Source organism: Mesorhizobium sp. WSM4842 (genome assembly GCF_055901575.1).
The window spans coordinates 311,552-334,434 of sequence record NZ_CM148372.1 but is presented as its reverse complement, the minus strand read 5'-3'; the positions used below and the strand labels follow the sequence as shown (position 1 = coordinate 334,434).

Below are 22,883 nucleotides of genomic sequence, written 5' to 3'. Positions count from 1 at the left end.
TCCGTGCAAGTTACTTCGCCTCGCTTGGTGCCGCCGTGGGCGCCCGTGCCGGCAGGAGCTTCAGTGCCTCCCGAAACGCCTCGCGGCCGGAAGCAAACGCTAGGGCGACCACGATGGTGATTATGTAGGATAGCACCACCGCGCTTGCCATGGCGAGGATGTGCTGTTGCGGCAGCAGCGGCTTGGCGAACCAGATAGCGGCAAGCGCCAGATGTGCACCAAGCACGAAGGGCGTTGCCGCGCGAAGAATATGGCTTGCCCGCAGCGGCCCGGTCTTGCCGATATAGAGCCACAGGAAAGGCGTTCTGAGATACTCGCTGACTGCATAGGCGATCGCCACGCCCAGCGCGCCATAGGGCAGGCCGACGATGAAGGCCAGCACCGAGGTCAAGGCTGTTATGATGCCCCAGCGCATAAAATCGCCCGAGCGGCCCTGGCTGATGAAAAGCCATCCCGCCGGGTTGTTGAGCGGCTGCAGCAGCCCGGCAAAACCGAGCGCCAGGAAGATGCTGGAACTCTGCCGCCACTGCTCGCCGAGCACGAACGGTATCAGCACGTCGGCCATGGCGGTGGCGAAGGCGACACCTGGAAGTGCAACCAGCAAGATCAGCGGCATGACGCGAAGATAGGCGCTGCGGTAGCGGTCCGGCTCGTCCTTCAGCCTGGAAAGAGCCGGCACCATGACCTTCGACAGCGGGTTGGTGATCTGGCTCAGCGGAAACAGAAGCAGCTTGTAGGCGCGGTCATAGAGCCCAAGCTGCGCTTCGCCCCAGTATTTTCCGATCAGCACATTGTCGAGATTTCGGGCAAAGAAGTTGGCGAAGTTGAATCCGGTGATGCCGGCGCCGAAATTGATCAGCTCGCTGATGCCGCCAACCTTGCGCGGCAGGCTGGGGCGCCATCGCGAGCTTGCCCAGAAGCAAGTCGTGGGCAGCACGGCTGCTGTCAGCGTGCCAGCAAAAAGCGCCCAGTAGGAACGGTCGATGAAAGTCCAGGCGATCGACACGACGAGGCCGGCGATGGCACTTGCGACGTCGATGATGGCCAGGCGGGCGAACTGCATGCGGCGTGTCAGCAGCGCCAGATGCTGGGCGCCGAGCCCATAGGCTATGATCTGCAGCCCGAGCGCGGCCACCAGATCTGCCACCCGCGGCTCGCCGTAGAAGGCGGCGACCAGAGGCGCCGCGCCGACGAGCACGCAAGCGAGTAACACGCTGACCGCGACATTGATCCAGAAAAGGTAATTGATCTCTTCATGCTTGATTCCGCTTTTCTGGATCGTCGCCTGGGTTAGGCCAAAGTCCTGGAACAGCGCGATGAAGGCAAGCACCGGCGCACACATTGCCACCACACCGAAGTCGTGCGGCGACAGCAGGCGCGACAGCACGATGACGGAGGCGACCTGCGTCGCGACCCGCACCGATTGCGACAAAGCCGTGACGATAGCGCCGCGTCCGACCGATCTTCGGAGAGAGCCCTCTGGCGGATCGAATGCATTGGCTTGCAAATTCAGGATCCCTGATTTTTGTGCCGGTCCCAATATCCGACCCATGGCCGATGCCACCATCAAACTACGGCATTAATTTTGCAGTGCAACAAAAAACATGGATTCCTGCCCCGCTGCACCAAAAATGTTGCGATGCAGCAAAAGCTGTACTAGGGTTTTTCCGGGCGGGCCAACAGCGGTCGAGTTTTCATGCTGCATGTCTTGTACTTGGTACACGACGTCTCCGATCCGGCAGTGCGCCGGCGGATCATAATGCTCAAGGCAGGCGGCGCCCAGGTCACGCTGGCGGGCTTCCGTCGGACTGTAAGCCCGATCGCGGATGTCGAGGGCTTGCGGCCGATCGATCTTGGCGCGACGCGCGACGGCCGATTCGCCCAGCGTCTGGCAGCAGTCACAAAGGCGGCGGTCTCGATCGGTTCGAAACTAGGTTCGATGCCAAGACCCGACCTCATCGTCGCACGCAATCTGGAAATGCTGGCGCTTGCCCGGCGTGCCAGATCGGCGTTCCAGGCAACGGTGCCGATCGTCTATGAGTGTCTCGACATCCATCGTCTGATGCTTCGCGACGACTTTCTGGGCAGGGCCATGCGCGGCGCGGAACGCTATCTGGCCAGGGATGTAAAGCTGCTGGTCACCAGTTCGCCGGCCTTCATCGCCAATTATTTCAAGCCATTCGGGCAGATTGCTGCGCCGGTCGAACTGCTCGAAAACAAATATTTCGAGATTGCCGCGGTTTCGCTGGATGATCGCACAGCGGTGGAGGCCCCCACCCCTCCGCCTTGGCGGATCGGCTGGTTCGGCGCACTCCGATGCCGCCGCTCCCTAGAGCTTCTGGCCGAATTTTCCCGACGGCTCGAGGGCCGCTTCGAAATCATCCTCAGAGGCCGTCCGGCGCTTTCCGAATTTCCGGATTTTCACGGTTTCGTTGAATCCGAGCCCTGGCTCTCGTTCGGCGGGCCCTATCGGAATCCCGAGGATATGGCTACGATCTACCGTGAGGTCCATTTTTCCTGGGCCATCGATTTTTTCGAGCAGGGGCTGAATTCCGAATGGCTGCTGCCCAACCGCCTCTACGAGGGCTGCCGCTTCGGCGCCGTGCCGATCTCGATGGGCAACACCGAAACTGGCCGGTTCCTCGACCGGCAGGGGATCGGCGTTCTTTTGCCTCAAGCCACTCCCGAGGCACTCGAAGCCGCCCTGGGCGAACTGGAGGAGCATCGTTTCGGGAAATTGCGGGCGCGTGTTCTTGCCCGCAATCCGCGAACCTGGAGCCACGACCGCAGCGATTGCCGGGCGCTCGTCGAGAAGCTTCGCAGGTTGACGGCCGTGCCCGATTCATATGCTGCCAAGGCACTGGCTTAGGATGGCGTTGGATGGACATGGGCCAATGATGCAGACCAAAATTCTTCCGTCCGGCCTCATCGTGATTCCGTGCCTGAACGAAGCGTCTCACATCGGCGCGCTTGTTCACGAGCTTCGCCCGGCGGCCGAGAGGCTCGGTGCCCGGATCATCGTTGCCGATGGCGGCAGCAGGGACGGCACAAGGGCGATCGTCGAGGAGATCGCCGGCAAGGATCCGCGGATCATCCTTCTTCACAACGAAAAGCGCCTCCAGAGTGCGGCGATCAATCTCGCCGTGGCCAGTTATGGCGAAGGGGCTGAATATGTCATTCGCATCGACGCGCATGGCGGCTATTCCCCGGATTATTGCGATCGGCTGGTCGAGGAGGCGCGGATCACCGGCGCGGATTCGGTCGTCGTCTCCATGCTGACCAGCGGCAGCGGTATGGTGCAGAAAGCGGTGGCGGCTGCACAGAATTCCAAGCTCGGCACTGGCGGCTCCAAGCACCGGCATCTCTCAGTGGGAGAGTGGGTCGATCACGGCCACCATGCGCTGATGCGAATATCGGCCTTCAAGGCGGTGGGCGGCTATGACGAGACGTTCAGCCACAACGAGGATGCGGAACTCGACTACCGGCTGCGCAAGGCCGGTTACCGGATCTGGATGAGCGGCAAGACGCAAATGATCTATTACCCGCGCTCGTCGCTCGCCGACCTCTATTTCCAGTATCTCGGCTATGGCCGCGGCCGGGCAAAGAACATTCTCAAGCACCGCATGATACCGAAGGTCCGGCAGATGGTACCGCTTCTGGTGTTCCCAGTCGTCCTTCTCGCTGCTTTTTCCTTCGTGCATTGGCTGGCAATCACGCCGCTGCTGGTGTGGGCGTCGGTCTGCCTCGGCTATGGCGCGTGGACCGCGATCAGCCAGCGCACTCCGGACAGTGCGCTTGCCGGGATTTCGGCGATGGTCATGCATTTCGGCTGGTCCGTCGGCTTCTGGCTGCAACTGCTTGGACCCCGATCACAGCGTAGAGTGGCGTGATGGGTGTGGCCGAAAAAAACCGCAGCATTGACATCTGCGTCTGCACCTTTCGGCGGCCGGAGCTTGCTGACACGCTTCGCTCGATAGCCGCCCTTGACGTGCCTTCGGGATACGACATCCGCGTCATCGTGGCCGATAATGATGACGGCCCGACGGCAGAGCTGCTGGTGGCGACGTTGGCGGAGACGTTGAAGTTGCCGATCAGCTACCATCATTGCCCGGCGCGCAACATCTCGATCGCCCGCAACACCTGCCTCGACGCCAGCACGTCGGATTTCGTCGCCTTCCTCGACGACGACGAAACGGCATCGTCCAGATGGCTCGCCGAACTGGTGGCGACGGCGGAGGTGAGTGGCGCCGCCGCAGTGCTCGGGCCGGTGCGGGCGCGCTATCGGCCGGACGCGCCCGACTGGATGCGCCGCGGCGATTTCCACTCGACCCTGCCCGTCTGGGTGCGCGGCGAGATCCGTACCGGCTACACCTGCAACGTCCTGCTCAGGATGGGCGCCGACTGCCTCCGCGGCCGACGGTTCAGCCTGGCGCGTGGCCAGACCGGCGGCGAGGACACCGAATTCTTCGATCATATGGTCAAGGAAGGCGGCCGCATCGCCTTTTCGCCGCAGGCCTGGGTCGATGAAGTGGTGCCGCGCGCCAGGGCCGCATTCGACTGGCTCCGCCGCCGCCGGTTCCGCGCCGGGCAAACGCATGGGCACCTTCTGGGGCGCGACGCGAATGGGCTCGCGCTGGTGAGGCAAGTTGGTCTTGCCTCGGCAAAGGCCGTCTTTTGTTTCGCATCGGCAATCCCGGTCGCCATCAATCCCGTGCGCAGGAACCGCAGCGTGCTGCGCGGCGTCATGCATGTCGGCGTCGTGAGCGGTCTCGTCGGTGTGCGTGAAATCCGCCAGTACGGCCTGCCCTCGCCGCAGGAAGGGGGCAAGCATGCAGCCTGACGTCACCTTTGTCATTGCCGCCTACAATGCGGAACTGACCATCGAGCGGGCGATCGCCAGCGCCATCGCCCAGCGCGATGTCAGCGTCGAAATCATCGTCGTCGACGACCAGTCGCGCGACCGGACGCTCGCTCTGGCGCGATCCTACCCCCAAGACATCGTACGCGTTGTCGCACTTGAGCAAAACCGTGGTCCCGGCGGCGCCAGGAATGCCGGCCTTGAGCTTGCCCGCGGCAGGTGGGTCGCGGTCCTCGATTCCGATGACGCGGTCTATCCCGGGCGAGTCTGCACCATGATTGACCGTGCGGAGAAAGCGGGCGCCGAGATCGCGGTCGACAATCTCCAGGTCGTTCGCGAGGACGGCGTTGCCGAAGAGACGATGTTCCCGGCCGACTACCTGGAGGGGCTCGGTGAAATCTCGCTGGCGGACTATATCGCCGGCAACGTGGTCTTCGAATCCAGGTTCAATCTCGGCTATCTCAAACCGATTTTCCAGCGACGCTTCCTGAGCGAAAACGGGCTTCGCTATGACGAAGGCCTGATCATCGGAGAAGATTACATCCTGCTGGCCAGTGCTCTGGCCAAGGGCGGCAAATGCGTGGTCGAGCCGACGACCGGCTATGTCTACCACATCCGGACCGGCTCCATTTCCCGCGTGCTTGAACTTCATCACGTCGAGGCGATGCGCAAGGCCGACCTCGTTTTCGCCAGGACCCATTCGATGGACGCAGCCGCCGAGGCCGCTTTCGCGAGGCGCACGCGCAGCCTGCGCAAGGCGGCGTCTTTCCTTTCGTTGGTCCAGCACATCAAGGCCCGATCCCCCCTCAAGGCGGTGTGGACGGTGCTCAGCGATCCGGCGGCGGTTCGGCATATGGGAATGCCGATCGCCGTTCGGCTGCGAAGGGTGGCGGCGCAATTTGCCGCGGGTGCGGGGGAGGTGAAGGGTGCAGGCAGCTGAAAAACAGTTTGGCGGCCTGCGACAGGTTGAAGTGATCTCCTCAGAAGGAATATGCAATGAAGAAAGTCAGGAAGGCAGTCATACCGGTAGCGGGGCTTGGAACGCGATTCCTGCCGGCGACCAAATCGATGCCGAAGGAAATGCTGCCGGTCGTCGACAGGCCTGTCGTGCAATACGCGGTGGACGAGGCGTTCGAAGCCGGCATCGAGCACATTGTCTTCGTGACGGGCCGCAACAAGGCGGTCATTGAGGATTATTTCGATCTGCATCCCGAACTGGTCGGGACCTTGGAGCAGACCGGCAAGACGGCTCAGCTTCAGGCGCTCGAAAGCCTGCTTCCCGTGGCTGGCGCGACGAGCTTCATCCGGCAGCAGTCGCCGCAAGGTCTCGGCCATGCGGTATGGTGCGCCCGGGAGGTCATCGGCGATGAGCCTTTTGCGTTGCTGTTGCCGGACATGGTGTCCTTCGGCGGGCGCGGATGTCTCGCCGAAATTGCCGACCTCTATGCGCAGACCGGTGGAAACGTTATCGCTGTCGAGCGCTGTGATCCGACCGAGACCAGCAAATATGGCATTGTCGGCTGCGGCGCGGATGTCGGCTCGGGTTTCGAGGTCACCGCCATGGTCGAAAAGCCGGCTCCGGCCAATGCGCCGTCGAACTACTACATCAACGGCCGCTACATCCTGCAGCCCGAGATCTTCGCGCTGCTCGGCAATCAGCAGCGCGGCGCCGGCAACGAGATTCAGCTGACCGACGCCATGGTCCGCCTTGCGCAGAGCCAGGCTTTCTTCGCCCAGCCCTTCAACGGTCGAATGTTCGACTGCGGCTCGAAGGAGGGGTTCATCCAGGCCAATGTCGCATTCGCGCTGGCGCGTGACGACATGAAGGGGTCGATCTTCGAGATGCTTCAGGAGTTCGTCCGGTCGCATGAGCGCCGGGTGGAAGCCGCATAAAGCCCATTATTTGGGAGCATTAGCAAATGGATGATGACGCAAGACACGCCGGTATGTTTTGCTGCCCAGGTCTCGCGGTGTCTGGCATGAAGCTTGCATCGTAGATATGCTGATGCTCTCGATTTTGCTCTAGCGTCTGCAACTTGAGCATCGGACCCAAAGTGGAGACCGGTTTTGGGAAAATCCGATGTTCGACAAAAATAGAGCGGCGGCACAGTTCGACTTGAGAGACCGCCGCTCTAGGTACAAACTAGAATTGGACCGAAGATGAATTATGCCAATTTTCCTCTCGACAAGAGGAAGCCATTGCCGAGTTCGGACGCAGTCAGCGCCGAAGACTTTATCGATGTCGAGCGCTTGCTCGGCATGGCAGCAAGGCAGGCAAAGGTTGTTGCGGCATGCGCCGCCATCGGACTTTTTCTGGGCGTGCTCTATTTGCAGACCACGCCTCCCACCTATATGGCAATGAGCCGCGTGCTGATCGACGAAGGCTTGAACAAGGTCGTTGATGAGGTCTCGGCGGCGTCGGTGAGCATGCAGACCGACTCCGCCATTTTGAGCCAGATTGAAATTCTCCACTCGGCGAGGCTGGCGGCGGTGGTCGTCGACAAGCAGAAGCTCGATCAGAACGACGCTTTCATGGACCCTCCGACGTCGGCCGTGTCGAAAGCTGCCGATTTTGTGCGCGGCGTGGTCCGGTATTTCCGTCCCAGTCCCGCCGTGGGTACTACCGACGTTACTCAGCTTGATCCGGCGACGCGTGACGCGATGATTGCGTCGTCACGCCGCGATTACGCTATCCTCAAACTGCAAAACGAGGTGCAAGCCGAGCGCATCGGTCGAAGCTATGTGATCTCCATCGCCTACCAGGCGACGGACCCCGCTCTTGCGACCGCGGTCACCAAAGCCTATGCCGACGCCTATCTCGCGGATCAGCTCGATGCGAGCTTCGATGCGACCGAGCGGGCGGCGGTCTGGCTGCAAGGCCGGCTGACGGAGCTTCGCGAAAGTTCCCAGGCAGCGGCGCTCGCCGTCGAGAAGTTCAGGGCCGAACATGGGCTGGCCGTCGATGACGGCCAGTTGATCAGTGACAAGCAACTGTCGGACCTCAATGGCCAGCTCATTGAGGCGCAGGCCGATACCGCCCGCGCCAGCGCCCGTTACCAGCAATACAAGTCGATCGTCGAAAGCGGTTCGGACAACGCATTCAGGGACGCCGCCATATCCGCCGACCAGCCGAGCAACTCGGTCATTTCAACGCTCAAGACCCGCTATCTCACTGTCGCCAAGCGGCAGCAGGATATCGAAGCCAATTTCGGGGCTGAGCATCCCCAGGCGGTCGCACTTGCCAAGGAAAAGGCCGACATTTCGGCGCAGATTTTCGGCGAGCTGAAGCAATTGACCGAAAGCTACCGCAACGAATACGAAGTCGCTCTCGCACGCGAGACGGCGCTCCGCGCAAATGTCGCGCTAGCGGCTGGCAAGAGTTCCATCGACAACCAGTCGAAGGTCAAGCTGCGCGAATTGGAGCAGAAGGCAACCGCGCTGTCGACGCTCTATCAGACGTTCCTTGGCCGCTACGAGGAAGCGTCCCAGCAGCAATCCTTCCCGGTCGGCAAGATCCGCGTCATCTCCGACGCGACGCTGCCGAAGTCCGCGGCAACCCCGCGCATGTCCATAGTGCTGGGACTTTCGCTTGTTCTTGGCATGATGATGGGAGCCGGGGTTGGCGGCCTGAATGAATTCAGGGAACGGTTCTTCAGGACCGGCGAAGACGTTCGCGATCGCGTCGGCCTCAAATTCCTCGGCTACCTGCCGATCATCGGCAGCAAGGTCGTCAAGGATGACAGGCGCGATGACGGTCAGGCGGACCTCAAAACCGCTCACTCACCGTCGATCGCTGAAAGGCGCGCGCGCATGCGGGTGAGCATCGACGCTCCAGCATCGATGTTTTCCGAAACGCTCCGCAGCGCCAAGATTGCCTTCGACGTCGTGATGGAAGGGCAAGGCAGCCGGGTCATTGGCGTAGTCTCGGTCCTTCCCGGCGAGGGCAAGTCGACCGTGGCGGCGAATCTGGCCGGATTGCTTGCCGCCAACGGGTCGAAAACCCTGCTGGTGGACGGCGACCTGCGCAACCCCGGCCTCAGTCGCAGCCTTGGCATGGAGGCCGAGCAAGGCCTTATGGAAGCGGTGGTGAGTGGGCAGACCTGGCAGTCCGTCGGCAAGATCGACCGGCAGACGAAGCTGGCGATCGTCCCGGCCGTCCCGCGCGGTCATTTCTCGCACACTAGCGAGCTTCTGTCGTCGGCCGGAATGCGGCGTTTCATCGACAACGCCAAGGAAACCTTCGAATACATCATCGTCGACCTGCCGCCGCTCGGACCGGTGGTCGATGCCAAGGCCTTTGCCCCGCTTGCCGACGGCTTCGTGCTCGTGACCGAGTGGGGGCGCACGCCGCGTGCGATGGTGCAATCCATACTGAGCTCGGAATCCTATATCGCCAACAAGATCGTCGGCGTCGTCTTGAACAAAGTCGATTTGAAGAAGCTGGCGAAGTATGGATCGATCGGCGCCTCGGAAAAATTCTTCGACAGATATTCGAGCTACTATCTGGAAAAATCGGAAGCGCGGACGAAGGCAAACACCTGAGGCGGTATACAAGAACGAATGTTGAGCACGGCGTCGTCGTCCTGCGCGGCGAGACCGATACCGAGCCTGATGCTGGCGCATGAATGCCCTCGAACAGAGCATGATCGGCAGCCTTGCGCATGAAGCTGACTTGGTCGGCGGGAATGTCGCTTCTGGTGCTGGTCGATCTCCTCGCTTGACCCGAGAGGTCGCCGAACCGCGCCGGGTCGACACGGTTGGAAAAAGGGCTCACCACTGCAGAAGATGATCCACGATAGAAAATAATTCTCGCTTGGGAAGTCGCGTCGTCATGCCGCAAAAGCGTGGACACCAATTTTCGCGCCGCACGTTCACAGCAGGACTTTGCAGCCAGGAACCGGCGTGACACGCCGGCGCGGTTACGCGGCCTTGAGCCGATAGCGGAAGATGGTGTGGTCGAGCAGAAGCCGGATTCGCGGTTCGGCCTCGATCGCAATCAGCCAGCTCGCGGCGATCATGGTCGCGCCGACGATGACCACCGAAAGCAGGTATGGCACTCCCGCGCGCATCAAGGCCCCGAGAATAGCCGCGCCGACGACATTATGGATCAGATAGAGAGGGTAGGTCATCAGCCCGATCCGACGCCAGCCGCGCCAGGACAGGTCGAGCCGTAACGACCACGCCATCAGCGCCATGGCAGCGAGAAACAGGACGATCGGCGGCGCGTAGGGCATCGCGGCTTCGACCTTGATGCTGCGGACGTCGACAGCACTGACGATCTGCAGCACGCCGCCGGCCACGAACAAGGCGCAGAAAACAAGGCGGGCGGGCGTCACTGCCTTGAAACGCATCAGCCAGAGCAGCACACCTGTCGCGAAAAAACATCCGTGATGCACCAGGAGCAGGTCGAGCCAGCGCGCCTCGGCAAGGTCCGACCAGTCGAATGGATAATACAGGCACCAAAAAAGCGTGCTGATCGCGCCGAGCGCAACTGCCACCGCTTCCATCAGATCGAAGCGGCCGAGCCGCAGCAGGATCCAGACGACGGCATAAAAGGCGATCTCGATGCCGAGCGTCCAGTAGACGCTGTCGACCCAGGGGTTGAACGGAACGAACAAGGCGGTGCGCAAGAGCCTGGTGACAGCGTCCGTCGGCCAACTGAGATCGACGAAAAGCAGCACCATCACGGTGACTGGCGCGCAGATCCAGACGGCCGGCGCCAATCGTTTCACCCTTGCCTCGAAAAACCGCAGCGGTGTCGAATGCTCGGCGCTGAAGGCGATGACGAAGCCGCTGATGACGAAGAATATCTGGACGCCGACCCATCCGAATTGGACCAGCCCGCCTATTTCCGGATGGGTCGGGATGCCGCCCGTCGCGCGCGCCGAAACGCCCTCCGGGAACGCCCACACCCAGAAGCCGTAGTGGTAGAACATCACGAGGACGGCGGCGAGAAAACGCAGGATGTCGATGCCGCCGAATGTGGTTTTTTGCTGAGCCATGCCGTGCCTTCGGAATGGCCCCCCACGCAAAGTTTAAGGGCTATTGCTGCATTGCACAACAGACGATTGCAGTGCAGGATGAATTCGTGAATTCGTCCCACGCCGCGATCCGCCTGCCGCGCTCCGAAAGCAACTAAAGCCCGATGCCGCGCCCTTTGAGCGCCGCAGTGATCTCGTCGAGAATGGCCGGGTCGTCGATGGTCGCCGGCATCGTCCATCCTTCCTTGTCGGCAATCTTCTGCATGGTGCCGCGCAGGATTTTGCCGGAGCGCGTCTTTGGCAGGCGCTTGATCGTCACCACCGTCTTGAGGGCGGCGACCGGGCCGATCCGCTCGCGCACCAGGGTGACCACCTCGGCCTCGATGGCGCCGCTGTCACGCGCGACACCCGCATTCAGCACCACGAAGCCGAGCGGAACCTGGCCCTTCATCGCATCGGCGATGCCGATGACGGCGCATTCGGCAACGTCGGGATGCGCGGCCAGCACCTCCTCCATGGCGCCGGTCGACAGCCGGTGGCCGGCGACATTGATGATGTCGTCGGTCCGGGCCATGACGAACAAATAACCGTCCTCGTCCATCATGCCGGCATCCGCCGTTTTGTAGAAGCCGGGGAATTCGTCGAGATAGGCTTGGCGAAACCGGTCATCGGCATTCCACAGCGTCGGCAGGCAGCCGGCCGGCAGCGGCAGCTTGACGACGACATTGCCCAACGTGCCGCGCGGGACTTCGTGCCCGGCATCGTCGAGCACGCGAATGTCGTAGCCGGGCATCGGCACGCCGGGCGAGCCATATTTCATCGGCAGCAGGCCCAATCCGGCTGGGTTGATCGTCATCGGCGAGCCGGTCTCGGTCTGCCACCAATGGTCGATCACCGGCACGTTCAGTTTCTGCTCCGCCCATTTGATGGTTTCCGGATCGGCGCGCTCGCCGGCGAGGAACAGCGTGCGGAACTTCGACAGGTCGTATTTCGGAACGAATTCGCCCTTGGGGTCCTGTCCCTTGATGGCGCGGAAGGCGGTCGGCGCGGTGAACAGCGCGACGACTCCATGCTCGGCGATCACCCGCCAGTAGGTGCCGGCGTCCGGCGTGCCGACCGGCTTGCCCTCGAACAGGACGGTTGTGCAGCCATGCAGCAGCGGGCCGTAGACGATGTAGGAATGGCCGACCACCCAGCCGACGTCGGAAGCCGCCCAGAACACCTCGCCCGGCTTGACGCCGAACTCGTTCTCCATCGACCATTTCAGCGCAACCATGTGGCCGCCATTGTCGCGCACGATGCCCTTGGGCTGGCCGGTCGTTCCGGACGTGTAGATGATGTAGAGCGGATCAGTGGCGAGCACCGGAGCGCAGTCGACATTGGCGCCCGCGGCCCGCTCGCGGGCGACGGCGTCGGCATAGTCGATGTCATGGTTTTCCCTGAGCTCGCAGCGCAGTTGGTCGCGCTGCAGGATGAGGCAGGCCTCGGGCTTATGCCGCGACATCTCGATCGCCGTGTCGAGCAGCGGCTTGTAGGCAACGACGCGCCCCGGCTCCAGACCGCAAGAGGCGGAAATGATCAGCTTCGGCCTGGCGTCGTCGATGCGCGTGGCGAGCTCGTGCGAGGCAAAGCCGCCGAAAACGACCGAATGCACGGCGCCGATCCGGGCGCAGGCAAGCATGGCGAAGGCCGCTTCCGGCACCATCGGCATGTAGATGATGACTCGATCGCCTTTTTGGACGCCGCGGTTCTTCAGCACCGACGTCAGCGCGATCACCTCGCGTTTCAGTTCGGTATAGGTGAATTTCCTGATCGTGCCTGAAATCGCGCTGTCATGGATCAGCGCGGTCTGATCGGCGCGGCCACCCGCCACATGGCGGTCGACGGCGTTGAAGCAGGTGTTGCAGGAGGCGCCGCCAAACCAGCGCCCATAGACGCCGGCATTCGGATCGAAGACCGTGTCGAACGGTGAGAACCAGTCGATGGCTTTGGCCGCATCCGCCCAGAATTTTTCCGGGTCGCGTTTCCAGCCGTCATAGACCTCGTGGTAGCGTGACGCCATCCGGCTTACTCCCCAGGAATGTTTGCTGCCTTTGAAATAGCGTATGCTGTTTTTGCAAGCATGTGCAATTTCGTCGTTTGGCGTTCTCGCCTTGGTCGCAAATACCCGGCATGATGGTCTCGGGTCATAATTGCAGTCTGGTTCATAATTGGGGGCAAGTCGCAATGAAGTTGCGGTGCAAGGTTGGATCTGCCGTTTTGGCGGCGATGCTGTTGGTGGTCGCTTCCGCCGCTCAGGCCGGCGATGCGGCGGCACGGCGCATTATCGGCTTTTCGCCGGACGGTAGCTACTTCGCCTTCGAACAATACGGCACGCTCGATGCCGGCGCTTCGGATTCGGGCTGGTCGGAGATCGACATCATCGACACGCGCACCGATGAATTCGTCGGCGGTAAGCCGATCCGCATCATCGACGAAACCGAGGAGGCGACGCTCACTCTCGATCAGGCGAGGGCACAGGCTGCCGCGCAGGCGGCGCCGATCCTCGCCCGATATGCCATCGCGCCGCGCGGCGAGCGGACGGCTGTGGACAGGTTCACCTTTCCCGACGACATGGTCGCTTACCAAGACATTGCGCGCCTCGAGCAGGTTTCGCAGAAATCGCTTTCGCCGAGCTATGACGTGCTTGGCATCTCTAGCATCCAGCTCGACCAGATCCTGGCCGACAGCACGACGGATTGCTCGTCAAGCTTCGACGAGACGCAGCAAGGCGCCGCGACCGGCAAGGCGTTCGGTTTCCGCCTGACGCTGCAGGGACAGGATGGCAAGCCGTTCAAACTGCTGCATCAGGACAAGGCCGTGCCCGGCTCGAGGCATTGTCCGACTTCCTACAGCCTGTCGGAATCCTATGCATTCACCCCGGACGGCAAACCGGCTGTGCTTGCCGTGCTCGTGCAACGCTTCAGTCAGGGATTTGAAGGACGGGACCGCCGCTTTGTCGCAGTGACCGGCCAGGTGCGTTGAAAAGCGCCTGCTTGCGCTCAAATGCGGTTCTAAAGCGGCAGCGCCGCGAGCATGAGGCCGACACCGCCGGCGATCAGCAAGGCAGCGACCAGCGCCTTTCTGTGACGTTCGAAACCGGTCGGCGCCCGATCCCAATTGTAACGCATGTTCTGCCTCCAAAAACCCGCCGGATTTTCTTACCTTACCAAAGGTAAAGGAAAAGCAACATTGTGCCTAACTCCACCACACTGGCCTGACAATGCTCGGCATAGCGCATGACAGTGTTGTCACCGACTGTCTTTGGGATTCCCTGCAAAGGCCCGCTTCGCAGACCGAAGCGGGCTTTGCTTGACGGCCACTTCTTGTCGTAAGCCGCAGCGCGGCCTTGGCCGTGCTACATCCCCCGGCGTAGCGCAGCCGTATGTACCGGCGCGTCCCACAATGCGATCGTCTCGTCGTCGAGCATGGTCAGCGTGATCGAACAGCCGGCCATGTCGAGCGATGTCACATAGGACCCGACCAGTGAGCGAGTGACCGTCACGCCGTTTTTCTCGAAGATTTTCCGGGCACTGTTGTACATCAGGTAGAGCTCCATCAGCGGCGTGCCGCCGAAGCCGTTGACGAAAAGCAGCGCCGGGCCTTTTGCCCTGTCACCGAGATCGCCTGATATCGCCGCGCAGATCTCCTCGGCGATGGCGTCAGCGCTCTTCAACGCGTCGCGGCGGCGGCCTGGTTCGCCATGGATGCCGACGCCGAATTCCATCTCGCCGTCGCCGATATCGAAGGTCGGCTTGCCGGCGGCCGGCACGGTGCAACTGGTCAGCGCAACGCCCATAGAGCGCGTTGCGCCATTGACGCGCTCGCCGAGCGTCTTCAACGGCCTCAGTGCCATGCCATGCTCGGCTGCGGCACCGAGGATCTTCTCGACCACCAGCGTGCCGGCAACGCCGCGCCGGCCAGTGGTGTAGGAGGAGTTCTCGACCGCGACGTCGTCATTGGTCACCACTTGCATCACGCCTTCCGACATTTCGGCGGCCATCTCGAAATTCATTACATCGCCCTCGTAGTTCTTGACGATGAACAGGCAGCCGGCACCGGTGTTGACCGCTTCCGCGGCCGCCAGCATCTGGTCCGGCGTCGGCGAGGTGAACACCTGGCCGGGGCAGGCGGCATCCAGCATGCCATGCCCGACCAGCCCGCCATGCAGCGGTTCGTGGCCAGAGCCGCCGCCGGAGATCAGCGCCACCTTGCCGGGCTTGAGTGTCCTGCGGCGCACGAATTTATGCTCGTCGCCAAGCGCCAGTATGTCGGCATGGGCGGCAACGAAGCCATCGAGGCTTTCGGTCAGCACCGTGTCTAAAGAATTTAGAAACTTCTTCATGGCCGTCTCCTCCCGAAATAGCTGAACTTGGCGCGACTATGTCCCGCCCTTGCCGGCGATGCTGGTGATCTTCTGGATGAAATCGTTGACCGCCCGATCGAGCGCCGCATTCTGCTTGTCGTCGCCGAAATCGGGAACGATCAGCGAGACATGCCGCGTCTTGCGCATGCCTGATGCCACCGACATTTTCCCGGGATGCGCCTGATGGTAGGCGGCTAGAAAATGGTCGCGTTCGGCCGGGCTGAAATGGCAGACGGAGAAAATAGCCGGCAAATGTTTTGGCGGGATCGGGATCGAGTAGGCCGGGCTGGAAATCTGCGTGACGAAGCTGCGATGCTTGCCCAACGCGTCGGCGAGGCGCTGGCGCATCCCGGACGGGCGCTGGTCGAGGACCTGCGACAGGATCGTCTTATAGGCGCGGATCGCCTCTTCGGAGCCGGCTTCAGGTGTCTTGTCGGCCATGCCGGTGCCTAGATCGAAACGTCCGCAATGGCCGCCTTGGCCATTGCGAGCTGGGCGGGAACCACGGAAAGGTCGCACAGGCCGGCCTCAATCAGCGCCGGGATTGCCGCCGGATCGCCGCCGGCGTCGCCGCATAGGCTGACCGGAATCCTTTGCACGCGGCCGAACGCCGCAACCGAGGCGATCAGCCGAAGCACGGCCGGATGCCTGATCGAATTGAGATGCGCAACCAACGCGTTGTCGCGCGCGGCCGCCATCACATACTGCGTAAGGTCGTTCGAGCCGATCGAGAAGAAGGCGACCTCGGTAAAAGCCTCAGGAGCGATCGCCACCGACGGCACCTCGACCATGATGCCAAGCGGCGGCATTTTTTGCGCGACGCCGCGCGCGGTAAGCGCGGCCTGCTCTTCCGCGAAGAGCGCGGCGGCACGTTCATATTCGTCCCTAACGGCGACCATCGGGAACATCACCTTCAGATTGCCATGCACGGCGGCGCGCAGCAGCGCCCTGATCTGCAGCCGAAAGACCTCCGGTCTTGCCAGCGACAGCCTGATGCCGCGCAGGCCAAGGAACGGATTAGTTTCCGCCACGGTGAAGCCTGGCACCGGCTTGTCGCCGCCGGCGTCGACGGTGCGAATGGTCACCGGTCTGCCTTCAGCCCATTCGAGCACCTTGCGGTAGGCGCGATACTGCGTTTCCTCGTCCGGCAGCGCTTTGCCGAACAGGAACTCGGTTCGCATCAGCCCGACGCCGTCGCAGGTCGAGACATCGATGTTGTCGACATCGGACGGATCGGCGATGTTGACCTGCACCCGCACCGCCGTGCCGGCTTTCGTCACCGCCGGCCGGGCCAAAAAAGTTTCCGCCCTGTCGCGACGCGCCGCGAAAGACGACGATGATCGCCGGAACGCCTCGACCTCTGCCCTTGATGGCGCCAATATGATGCCGCCATGCTCGGCATCAAGCAGGGCGACGCCGGCAAGAAGAGCCGGCGAAGCACCGAGCCCGACTGCCCCAAGCCCCACGACCATCGGCACGCCGCGCGAGCGCGCCAGCATGGCGACATGGCTGGCGGCACTGCCCGCTTTCAGCGCAATACCGCCGCCGGAACTCCAGTCGGTTTCGAGAAAGCGCGTTGGCGCGATGTCCTCGCCGTAGAAGATAGCTCCTGCCGGCGCCGCAGGGTCGCTGTCCTCGGTCAGTGCGCGCAGCACCTGGTCTCTGATGTCGCGCATGTCGGCGGCGCGCGCCCGGAAATAATCCTGGTCTGACGTTTCGTAGCCTACAATTTCGGCGTCGAGCGCCTGCCGCCAGGCCACATCGGCCGGCTGGCCGGCGGCAATCGCGGCAAAGGCCGGGCCGGTCAGCGCATCGTCATCCAGCATGGCGAGCTGGAATTCGAGAATGTCGGCGGCGTCGCCCTTGGTCGCTTCGATGAGCGTCGCAAGCCGGCCTGTCGCTGCCTTGATTGCCGTTTCGAGCGCGAGCCTCTCATCCGCGGCGGTCGCCTTACGGCCATAGCGCGCGACAACCGGATCGAGGTTGAACAGCGGCCCTTCGGCATAGCCGGCCGAAGCCGAAATCCCCTGCAGCCTAAGCGGTTCGGGCATGGTCCACGCCCTCGTCGAAATCGCGCCGCACCAGCTCGACCAGCGCGCCGACCGCCTCGCCGGCGCCGTCACCCCTCGCTCGGATATGCAGGACCGTGCCTTTCGGCGCCTTGGCCGCCATCACCTTGACGATGCTCTTGGCGTCGAGCCACGGCCCGTTCGCGGCGAGCGCCACTTCGACCTCAGCCGAAAATCTCTTGGCCAGCTTGGTGAACTTCACCGAAGGGCGCGCATGCAGGCCGACCTCATGGGTGATCAGAACGGTGGCTTCGGCGGATGCGGACATGCTGTCAAAATTCCTGTTCATTCACGATGGCGACAATTCGTGTGCTGTCGCCACCACTTCCCTGAGCGAAGCGCCGCCGGACGCCTCCGTCGCCGCCATCACCGCGCCCTCGACGATCGGCGCATTGCAGACGATGATCTTGTGCGCGCGCGGCTCGCCGATCATCTCGACCGCCATCTCGCTGTTGGTCTCGGCGCCGCCGAGATCGACAAGTATGGCGACACCCGCCTCCGACCAGGCCTTGTCGATCGCGCCCATGATCGCCTCGACATTGGTTCCCAGCCCGCCATGGCCGTTTCCGCCGCACCATGCAAGCGGCACTTCGTCGCCGACCATCTGGCGCACCATGTCGGCCGTGCCCTCGGCGACCAGCGGTGAATGCGATACGATAACGATGCCGACATTGCTCATGCGTGCCCCTTGATGGTCTCAGTGACAGCCCGCACCAGAAGCGCGACCGAGCGCCCGCCGGCATCCATATGGCCGATCGAGCGGTCGCCGAGAAACGAAGCGCGTCCGCGCAACGCCTTCATTGGCACGGTGGCATCGGCCGCACTGTCCGCGACATCGGCGATTTCCGCCTCGGTTTTTCCCTGCAGCAGGGCGTCATGCACTGGCTGCAGCACGTCGAGCATGGTCTTTTGCCCGACCTGCGACTTGCCCCTGGCTGCCACCGCCTCGATTGCCTTACCGAAAGCCATAGCCAGGTTGGCGCGATCCGGCTCTGCGGAAATCTCCTTGCCGAGCGCCATGAACAGCGTCCCGAACAGCGGGCCCGAGGCTCCGCCGACGGTCATCACCAGCTTGGTGCCGATCGCCTTTAGCGCCTCCGGCAATGGCTTTGCCGCAAACGCCTCGGCCTCCGCCCGCACTGCCTCGAAGCCGCGCTTCATGTTCAGCCCATGGTCGCCGTCGCCGATCGTCTGGTCGAGCGCGGTCAGTTCGTCCGCGTGGGCGGCAATCGTGTCGGCGGTGACGGATATCAGTGTCTTCAGGTCAACCTTGTCCATCGTCCCAGTCTTGTCCATCGACCCAGTCTTGACCATCGTTCCAGCGCTCATCGGTTTGCAATCCTATTGCCGGCCTGGTCGAAGAACAGCGGCGCCCGGTAGCGGATAATCACCCTGTCGCCCTTTTCCAATTGGATGTCGGGGTCGGTCAGCGTCACCAGCTTTCTGCTCCCCACCGTCACATGCAGGTGGTTCTGGTCGCCCAGATGTTCGACCCAGTTAACAACGCCGTCGGCGGGGCCATTCGATGCCTTGCCGATCGACAGATGTTCTGTACGCGCGCCGATCGTTTTGGTTCCCGCCGGCATATCGCCATCCGGCAGCAGGCCGGTCGGCAACAGATTGATCGCCGGCTGGCCGAGCCTTGCGGCGACATGAAGGTTTGCCGGCTCCGAGTAGATGGTGCGTGGCGTGCCGATCTGCACCAGCACGCCGTCGGCGAGAATTCCGATGCGATCGGCCATCGTCATCGCTTCGATCTGGTCGTGCGTGACATAAAGCATGGTGGCGCCGAGCTCGGCCTGGATGCGCTTGAGCTCGAGCCGGAGATCGGCGCGCAGCTTGGCATCGAGCGACGACAGCGGCTCGTCCATCAGATAGATCGAGGGCTTGCGCACCAGGGCGCGCCCGATGGCGACGCGCTGCATCTCGCCGCCGGAAAGCTTGGTGGAGCGGTTGTTCAGCTTGTGGTGGATACGCACCATCTTGGCCACATCCTCGACGCGGCGACGCACCGCGGCCTCGCTCAGCCGCCGCGCCGGCGAGCGCAGCGGAAAGGCCAGGTTGTCGTAGACCGACAGATGCGGATAGAGCGAATATTGCTGGAAGACGAACGCGGTGTCGCGCTCGGCCGGCGACAACATTGTCGCATCGCGGCCGCCGATATGGATTGAGCCCATATCCGGCCGTTCCAATCCGGCGATAAGCCGCAGCGTCGTCGTTTTGCCGGCGCCGGTCGGGCCGAGCAGCACGACGAATTCGCCATCGGCGACGTGCAGATCGAGAGTGTCCACGGCGACATGCTCGCCGAAGCTCTTGGTCACGCTCTTGATGTCCACGTCAGCCATGATGCGCTCTTCCCTGGGAAGCCGCGTCATGGATTGCGGTTCGCACCGCGCGGCCGGAGCCCTTCTCGAACAGCGACAGCCGTGCGCTGCTCAGCGCCAGGCCGACATGGTCGCCCGCATTGAGCCGGATTTCGGCCGGCACCCGCGCCTTGACGATGCCGCCGGATGTCTCCACCGCAACGATCTGCGTGGTGCCGAGATATTCGGTGCCATAGATGGCGCCGCGCAGCTTCGACGCGTCGTCGAAGCGGATGTGCTCCGGTCGGATGCCGAGCGCCATGTCGGCCGGCGCGATGTCCTCGCGCACCTCCGGCACCGCCACTTTGGCGCCTTGCACCACGATCTCCCTGGCGCCCTTTGAAAGCCCGCCGCCGAAGCCGAGAAAGTTCATCGGCGGCGAGCCGATGAAATCGGCGACGAACATGGTCGCCGGCCGGTCGTAGATTTCGCGCGGCGTGCCGAACTGTTCGATGACGCCGTGGTTCATAACCGCGATCTTGTCGGCCATCGACATCGCTTCCATCTGGTCATGCGTGACGTAGACCGTGGTGGCGTGGATGCGGTTGTGCAGTTCGCGCAACTCATGGACCATGAGATCGCGGAATTCGGTGTCGAGCGTGCCGAGCGGCTCGTCCATAAGGAAGCATTTTGGCCGCCGCACGATGGCGCGGCCGAGCGCGACGCGCTGGCGATCACCGCCGGCAAGGCCGGAGACCGATTTGTTGAGCAGATGATCGATGCGCAACAGCTTCGCCGTCTCTTCGACGCGCTGGCGGATTTCGATGCCTGGCATACCTTGTGCCAACAGCGGGAAACCGATGTTCTTGCGCACATTCATATGCGGATAGAGCGCGAACAGCTGGAAGACGAAGGCGATGTCGCGCTCGCGGGCACGCCGCATGGTGACGTCCTCGCCACCGAGCAGGATCTTGCCGCCGGTCGGCAGTTCGAGCCCGGCAATCATGCGCAACGTCGTCGTCTTGCCGCAACCCGACGGCCCCAGCATGACGAAGAACTCGCCATCCCCGACGACGAAGTTGGAATCCTGCACGGCGACGAAATCGCCGAATGCCTTTCTCAGATGCTCGACCCTGATCTCCGCCATCGTCTACTCCGGAAACTTCGAGACGATGATGAACATCGCCGTACCGGCCAGCATGGTGATGAACGAATAAGTGTAGAGCGAGAGCGCGAAGGGCTGGAACAGCATCAGGAAGCCAATGGCAATGATCGCGGTAGCGATATTCTCCATCAGTCCGCGCCTGGCCCATGCCGGCCAGCGCGACTTCCGTTTTGCGGGTTGGGTCAGGCTCATTTGCGCACCGCGCCGAAGGTGATGCCGCGCAGCAACTGCTTGCGAAGCAGGATGGTGAACACCAGGATCGGCACCAGGAAGATCGTCGTGCCCGCGGCGACCGCCGGCCAGTCCTGGCCGCCTTCGCCGATGATGGTGGGGATGAAGGGCGGTGCGGTCTGCGCCGTGCCCGAGGTCAGCAATGCGGCGAACGCATATTCGTTCCAGGCGAAGATCAGGCAGAAGATGGCGGTCGCGGCAATGCCGGTGGTCGCCTGCGGCAGCACGGTGCGCCAGAAGGCCTGCAGCCGCGTATAGCCGTCGATCATCGCCGCTTCCTCATATTCGCGCGGGATCTCGTCGATGAAGCCCTTCAGTAGCCACACTGCAAGCGACACGTTGACCGCGGTGTAGAGCAGGATCATGCCGAGCGCGGTGTCCGACAGGCCAAGCTCGCGATACATCAGGTAGATCGGGATGGCGACCGCGATCGGCGGCATCATCCGCGTCGACAGGATGAAGAACAGGAGATCGTCGGCCAACGGCACCTTGAAGCGCGAGAAGCCATAGGCCGACAGAGTGCCGAGGAACACAGCGCAGAAGGTCGAGCCGAAGGCGATGATCAGCGAATTGACGAAGCGCGGCATGAAATTGGACGGGCCGGCGATCACCATGTTGCGCTTGCGCACTGTCTCGTCGCAGACGCCCGTCGCCGGTCCCAGCGAGTTGATGTATTCCGGTGTCTGCCGGGTCCGGGTCGAGAACAGATTGCAGTAGCCCTCGAGGCTCGGCTGGAACAGGATCTTTGGCGGATAGGCAATCGAATCCGGCGGTGTCTTGAAGCTGGTGGCGAAGATCCACAGCAGCGGCACGATTGAGATCAGTGCGTAAAGCACGATGATCGTGCCGGCGACGCGCTTCGACGTGGCCGAGGGTGCGACGACCGAGTGGGCTGACGTCAGGCTCATCTCTGCTTCACCTTGTTGAGCGCCTTGACGTAGATGTTGGCAAGTCCGAACACCGCGACGAACAGGATGATGGCGAAGGCCGAGGAATAGCCGGTCCGCCAGCTTTCGAAGGCCTGCCGCTTCAGCGTGATCGAGGCGACTTCGGTGGTTGATCCCGGTCCGCCGCCGGTGAGCAGGTTGACCATGTCGAACATCTTGAAGTTCTCGATGCCGCGGAACAGCACCGCCAGCATGATGAAGGGCAGCGCCATCGGCAGCGTGATCGACCAGAACTGCCGCCAGTTGGAGGCACGGTCGACTTCTGCCGCCTCATAGATGTATTCGGGGATCGAACGCAGGCCGGCGAGGCAGATCAGCATCACGTAAGGCGTCCACATCCAGGTGTCGACGATGACGATCGACCACGGCGCCAGCGACACGTTGGAGAGCATGCCGATCTGCGTCGCCGGAATGCCGGTGACGAACGAGATGGCATAGGCGAACAGGCCGATCTGCGGCTCGTAGAGGAAGCGCCAGAAATTGCCGACAACTGCCGGCGACAGCATCATCGGCACCAGAATGATCGTCGTCCAGAAGGCGTGGCCGCGAAACTTCCGGTCAATCAGCCAGGCGAGGGTAAAACCGATCAGCGTCTGCAGGAGAATGGTCCAGAACACGAAATGCGCCGTCGTCTGCATGGCGATCCAGATGTCCTGGTCGCCGAGGATGCGTTTGTAATTGGCAAGGCCGACATTCCTGACGACCTCATTGGGGCGATTGGCGCGGTAGTTGGTGAAGGACAGATAGATCGCCCAGAACAGCGGGAAGATGTTGATGGCGAGAAGCAAGAGGATCGTCGGCGAGATGAACAGCCAGGCGAGGCCCTTGTCGCTGATGCCCCGGACCTTGCGGGCCAACGGCTCAGGCGTAGCCCGGGCAACGCTGTCCGCAGTCCGATTGAGCATGGTCAGTCCCGCTTCGGTC

At 62.6% G+C, this 22,883-nt stretch carries 21 protein-coding genes; 7 read left to right on the top strand and 14 right to left on the bottom strand.

What is annotated here, in order from left to right; all coding sequences use genetic code 11:
• Positions 1 to 10: 10 nt before the first annotated feature.
• Positions 11 to 1,507 carry a lipopolysaccharide biosynthesis protein gene (locus tag AC0NIE_RS01510; protein ID WP_473484193.1) on the bottom strand — a complete coding sequence of 499 codons (1,497 nt, stop codon included), beginning with the start codon at positions 1,505 to 1,507 and terminating at the stop codon, positions 11 to 13.
• Positions 1,508 to 1,696: 189 nt separating this feature from the next.
• Here AC0NIE_RS01510 and AC0NIE_RS01505 point away from each other — a divergent pair, with 189 nt between their 5' ends.
• The 6 genes from AC0NIE_RS01505 to AC0NIE_RS01480 all read left to right on the top strand — a co-directional run bounded on the left by AC0NIE_RS01505 (position 1,697) and on the right by AC0NIE_RS01480 (position 9,400).
• Positions 1,697 to 2,869, top strand: coding sequence for a glycosyltransferase family protein (locus AC0NIE_RS01505; RefSeq protein ID WP_473484191.1), 1,173 nt, complete (start codon positions 1,697 to 1,699; stop codon positions 2,867 to 2,869).
• Between the two features lie 25 nt (positions 2,870 to 2,894).
• The gene (locus tag AC0NIE_RS01500; RefSeq protein ID WP_473484189.1) at positions 2,895 to 3,890 is read left to right on the top strand and encodes a glycosyltransferase family 2 protein; all 996 of its coding nucleotides are present in this window, start codon (positions 2,895 to 2,897) and stop codon (positions 3,888 to 3,890) included.
• The gene (locus AC0NIE_RS01495; protein ID WP_473484186.1) at positions 3,890 to 4,840 is read left to right on the top strand and encodes a glycosyltransferase family 2 protein; all 951 of its coding nucleotides are present in this window, start codon (positions 3,890 to 3,892) and stop codon (positions 4,838 to 4,840) included. Before AC0NIE_RS01500 ends, AC0NIE_RS01495 begins: the two co-directional genes overlap by 1 nt.
• Complete coding sequence (locus tag AC0NIE_RS01490) at positions 4,830 to 5,798, top strand: glycosyltransferase family 2 protein (protein WP_473484183.1); 969 nt, start codon at positions 4,830 to 4,832, stop codon at positions 5,796 to 5,798. The genes AC0NIE_RS01495 and AC0NIE_RS01490 overlap by 11 nt, the downstream gene beginning before the upstream one ends.
• A gap of 56 nt (positions 5,799 to 5,854) precedes the next feature.
• Entirely contained in the window at positions 5,855 to 6,751 is an 897-nt protein-coding gene (locus AC0NIE_RS01485) for a UTP--glucose-1-phosphate uridylyltransferase (RefSeq protein ID WP_473484181.1), read from the top strand.
• A 267-nt stretch (positions 6,752 to 7,018) separates the two neighbouring features.
• Positions 7,019 to 9,400 carry a polysaccharide biosynthesis tyrosine autokinase gene (locus AC0NIE_RS01480; protein ID WP_473484178.1) on the top strand — a complete coding sequence of 794 codons (2,382 nt, stop codon included), beginning with the start codon at positions 7,019 to 7,021 and terminating at the stop codon, positions 9,398 to 9,400.
• 377 nt (positions 9,401 to 9,777) lie between these two features.
• Here AC0NIE_RS01480 and AC0NIE_RS01475 read toward each other — a convergent pair whose 3' ends face one another.
• Positions 9,778 to 10,860: an acyltransferase family protein gene (locus AC0NIE_RS01475; protein WP_473484175.1), complete on the bottom strand. Its 1,083-nt coding sequence runs from the start codon at positions 10,858 to 10,860 to the stop codon at positions 9,778 to 9,780.
• A gap of 133 nt (positions 10,861 to 10,993) precedes the next feature.
• The gene (locus tag AC0NIE_RS01470; RefSeq protein ID WP_473484173.1) at positions 10,994 to 12,901 is read right to left on the bottom strand and encodes a propionyl-CoA synthetase; all 1,908 of its coding nucleotides are present in this window, start codon (positions 12,899 to 12,901) and stop codon (positions 10,994 to 10,996) included.
• A 206-nt stretch (positions 12,902 to 13,107) separates the two neighbouring features.
• Between AC0NIE_RS01470 and AC0NIE_RS01465 the strand changes: the two genes are divergently transcribed.
• Positions 13,108 to 13,863: a DUF2259 domain-containing protein gene (locus tag AC0NIE_RS01465; RefSeq protein ID WP_473484539.1), complete on the top strand. Its 756-nt coding sequence runs from the start codon at positions 13,108 to 13,110 to the stop codon at positions 13,861 to 13,863.
• 373 nt (positions 13,864 to 14,236) lie between these two features.
• On the opposite strand, the gene dhaK is transcribed toward AC0NIE_RS01465, so the two are convergent.
• Genes dhaK through AC0NIE_RS01410 form a run of 11 tightly spaced genes read right to left on the bottom strand, consistent with a single transcriptional unit; the run spans position 14,237 to position 22,864 of the window.
• Positions 14,237 to 15,223 (bottom strand): dihydroxyacetone kinase subunit DhaK, encoded by a 987-nt coding sequence (dhaK, locus tag AC0NIE_RS01460; RefSeq protein WP_473484171.1) that lies wholly within the window; start codon positions 15,221 to 15,223, stop codon positions 14,237 to 14,239.
• A 36-nt stretch (positions 15,224 to 15,259) separates the two neighbouring features.
• Positions 15,260 to 15,685 (bottom strand): hypothetical protein, encoded by a 426-nt coding sequence (locus AC0NIE_RS01455; RefSeq protein ID WP_473484169.1) that lies wholly within the window; start codon positions 15,683 to 15,685, stop codon positions 15,260 to 15,262.
• 8 nt (positions 15,686 to 15,693) lie between these two features.
• Entirely contained in the window at positions 15,694 to 17,295 is a 1,602-nt protein-coding gene (ptsP, locus tag AC0NIE_RS01450) for a phosphoenolpyruvate--protein phosphotransferase (RefSeq protein WP_473484166.1), read from the bottom strand.
• The gene (locus AC0NIE_RS01445; protein ID WP_095494124.1) at positions 17,279 to 17,581 is read right to left on the bottom strand and encodes an HPr family phosphocarrier protein; all 303 of its coding nucleotides are present in this window, start codon (positions 17,579 to 17,581) and stop codon (positions 17,279 to 17,281) included. The genes ptsP and AC0NIE_RS01445 overlap by 17 nt, the downstream gene beginning before the upstream one ends.
• 21 nt (positions 17,582 to 17,602) lie before the next feature.
• Positions 17,603 to 17,992, bottom strand: coding sequence for a dihydroxyacetone kinase phosphoryl donor subunit DhaM (dhaM, locus tag AC0NIE_RS01440; protein WP_027151568.1), 390 nt, complete (start codon positions 17,990 to 17,992; stop codon positions 17,603 to 17,605).
• Positions 17,989 to 18,591 (bottom strand): dihydroxyacetone kinase subunit DhaL, encoded by a 603-nt coding sequence (gene dhaL, locus AC0NIE_RS01435; protein WP_473484537.1) that lies wholly within the window; start codon positions 18,589 to 18,591, stop codon positions 17,989 to 17,991. The genes dhaM and dhaL overlap by 4 nt, the downstream gene beginning before the upstream one ends.
• 47 nt (positions 18,592 to 18,638) lie before the next feature.
• Positions 18,639 to 19,658: an ABC transporter ATP-binding protein gene (locus AC0NIE_RS01430; RefSeq protein ID WP_473484164.1), complete on the bottom strand. Its 1,020-nt coding sequence runs from the start codon at positions 19,656 to 19,658 to the stop codon at positions 18,639 to 18,641.
• The gene (locus tag AC0NIE_RS01425) at positions 19,651 to 20,763 is read right to left on the bottom strand and encodes an ABC transporter ATP-binding protein (protein WP_473484162.1); all 1,113 of its coding nucleotides are present in this window, start codon (positions 20,761 to 20,763) and stop codon (positions 19,651 to 19,653) included. The genes AC0NIE_RS01430 and AC0NIE_RS01425 overlap by 8 nt, the downstream gene beginning before the upstream one ends.
• 3 nt (positions 20,764 to 20,766) lie before the next feature.
• Complete coding sequence (locus AC0NIE_RS01420) at positions 20,767 to 20,973, bottom strand: hypothetical protein (protein WP_254017500.1); 207 nt, start codon at positions 20,971 to 20,973, stop codon at positions 20,767 to 20,769.
• On the bottom strand, positions 20,970 to 21,920 hold the full coding sequence (locus tag AC0NIE_RS01415) for a carbohydrate ABC transporter permease (RefSeq protein ID WP_123146400.1): 951 nt from the start codon (positions 21,918 to 21,920) through the stop codon (positions 20,970 to 20,972). The genes AC0NIE_RS01420 and AC0NIE_RS01415 overlap by 4 nt, the downstream gene beginning before the upstream one ends.
• Entirely contained in the window at positions 21,917 to 22,864 is a 948-nt protein-coding gene (locus tag AC0NIE_RS01410; RefSeq protein ID WP_077377482.1) for a carbohydrate ABC transporter permease, read from the bottom strand. The genes AC0NIE_RS01415 and AC0NIE_RS01410 overlap by 4 nt, the downstream gene beginning before the upstream one ends.
• Positions 22,865 to 22,883 lie beyond the last annotated feature (19 nt).